The organism is Frankia sp. AgKG'84/4 (assembly GCF_023242965.2).
GTDB lineage: Bacteria > Actinomycetota > Actinomycetes > Frankiales > Frankiaceae > Frankia.
The window spans coordinates 1-1,850 of record NZ_JALKFU020001004.1 but is presented as its reverse complement, the minus strand read 5'-3'; the positions used below and the strand labels follow the sequence as shown (position 1 = coordinate 1,850).

2 protein-coding genes are annotated in these 1,850 nt (G+C 74.8%); both read right to left on the bottom strand.

From position 1 onward, the window contains the following. Window positions 1–83: 83 nt before the first annotated feature. On the bottom strand, window positions 84–1,127 hold the full coding sequence (locus MXD58_RS26785; protein WP_248837825.1) for an alpha/beta fold hydrolase: 1,044 nt from the start codon (window positions 1,125–1,127) through the stop codon (window positions 84–86). A 193-nt stretch (window positions 1,128–1,320) separates the two neighbouring features. Beyond that, window positions 1,321–1,497 carry a hypothetical protein gene (locus MXD58_RS26780; protein WP_248837824.1) on the bottom strand — a complete coding sequence of 59 codons (177 nt, stop codon included), beginning with the start codon at window positions 1,495–1,497 and terminating at the stop codon, window positions 1,321–1,323. Window positions 1,498–1,850: the final 353 nt, after the last annotated feature.

The following is a 1,850-nucleotide window of genomic DNA, read 5'->3' as shown; positions in this document are numbered from 1 at the left end:
CGGGTCGGCCGGGCCCGGGTCGGCGGGGTCGAGGTCGGCCGGGCCGGGCTCGGCCTCGGTCCGTGCGGAGTCGGCCGGAGTGGTCAGCTTCCCACCGCCGGGGCCGTGGTGGTGCCGCCACGGGCGGCCGTCGCGCGGGCCGTGGCGACCCGGTGGGCGCGGTCCACGGCCGGCTGTCCCTCACGGCCCAGCCAGTCGATGATCAGCCGAGCGGTCCGGTCCGGTGCCTCGATCATCGGGATGTGGCCGAGGCCCTCGAGGATCTCCACCCGCCAGTCCGGCCGCTGGGCGGCGACGTGGTGGGCGACGCCGACGGGAATCAGCCGGTCGGCGGTGCCGTGCAGCATCAGCGTCGGCTGCGGCACCGTGCGGACCATGTGCGCGAGCGGCCCGGCGTGCAGCAGCGACCAGACGACCGAGCGGGCGGCGCCGACGAAGGCGTGGTCGGCCCCGGGCAGGTCGCCGCGTTCCCGCTGGCCGCGCTCGAGCGCGACAACGGCGGGCTCCGGTACGCGCCCCGGGTCGGCGCACAGCCGTCGCAGGTTGTCGTCGACGAGTTCCCGGGGGCTGCGGCGGGCGCGGCGGCGGGCCATGACGGTCGCGCCGAGGTGGGGAACGAACAGACCGGCGAACAGCCGGGTGATCTCAGGGTCGGGCCACACCCCGCGCGGACGGGGCAGCGCCGGGTCGACCAGGATCATCCCGGCGACTGAGGCGGGCCGCAGGGACGCCTGCATGACGCTGATCATGCCGCCCATCGAGTTGCCGATGAGGATCGGCGGGACGTCGAGGACCTCGGTGAGGAACCGGTCGAGCAGCCGCCGGTTCGCCTGGACGTCGGTGCCCCGCCCGGCCGCCGGTGTCCGGCCGTGCCCGGCGAGGTCGACGGCCATCACCCGGTACCGCGGGGTGAGCAGCGGGGCGAGCAGCAGCCAGTTCAGCCAGGACCCGCCGAGCCCGTGCACGCACAGCAGCAGCGGAGCGCCGCTCGGGCCGCCGAAGTCGACGACATGCACCGGGCCGTCGAGCTGCGCCCAGGACGAGCGGTGGGTGTCGCCCGCCGCGGTCGCGGCCGCTGGTGTTCCGGCTGGCGCGGCTGGGTGCGGCAGCGAGTCGGGGCTGGTCATCCTCTGACCGTATGACCGCTATCGGGGTGGCGTCGTCGTGAGCGGCGAGGGCGGTCGGTCCGTCAGCCCGTCGTCCACCGAGCGTCCGCGGATGGTGGCATGTCGTGACCGCCAGCGGGATGGCGGGGAGCCGCGGGGCGCAAGGTCGGCCGCCCGCGGGCGGCCGACCCGGATGGTCCTGACCCGTCGAGGGTCACAGGGACCGCGATACTCCGAGACGCAGCCGCTTGGGGTTCGCGACCGGACCGAACGAGAGCTGCTCGTCGGCCGAGTCCGCGGCCTGGGTCCCATCGGCGGCGCCGACGGGCGCCTCCAGCGATCCTGCTCCGGACAGGCCGGCGGTCAGGGTGGTGGGCTGGTCGTGCTCCATGCACACGCTCCTTCCAGTGATGTGTCGACACCTGTCCCTAAAACGGTATCCAGGGGACGGCACACGCAAAGACTCCGGTGGTCCTGCTCACACCACGCATCCGGACAGTGCCCTCACCAACCGTCGGATGAGGCAGGTTGAGGGCGCTGCGGACAGCCGTCGTGATGGGCTGGCAGGTCGTGGCCCCTGTGGTGGAGTCATGGGTCCGTGGCGGCCGGACACGGCCCCGGCGGCGTGGTGGACGGCGCCGCCAGGGCCGTGCAACAGCAGCTGCCGCCCGCCCGGCGGAACCGGGCGGACGGCAGCGGGTGAATCAGGTGGATCAGGCGCTCGGCGCGACCGGAGCCGCGGCC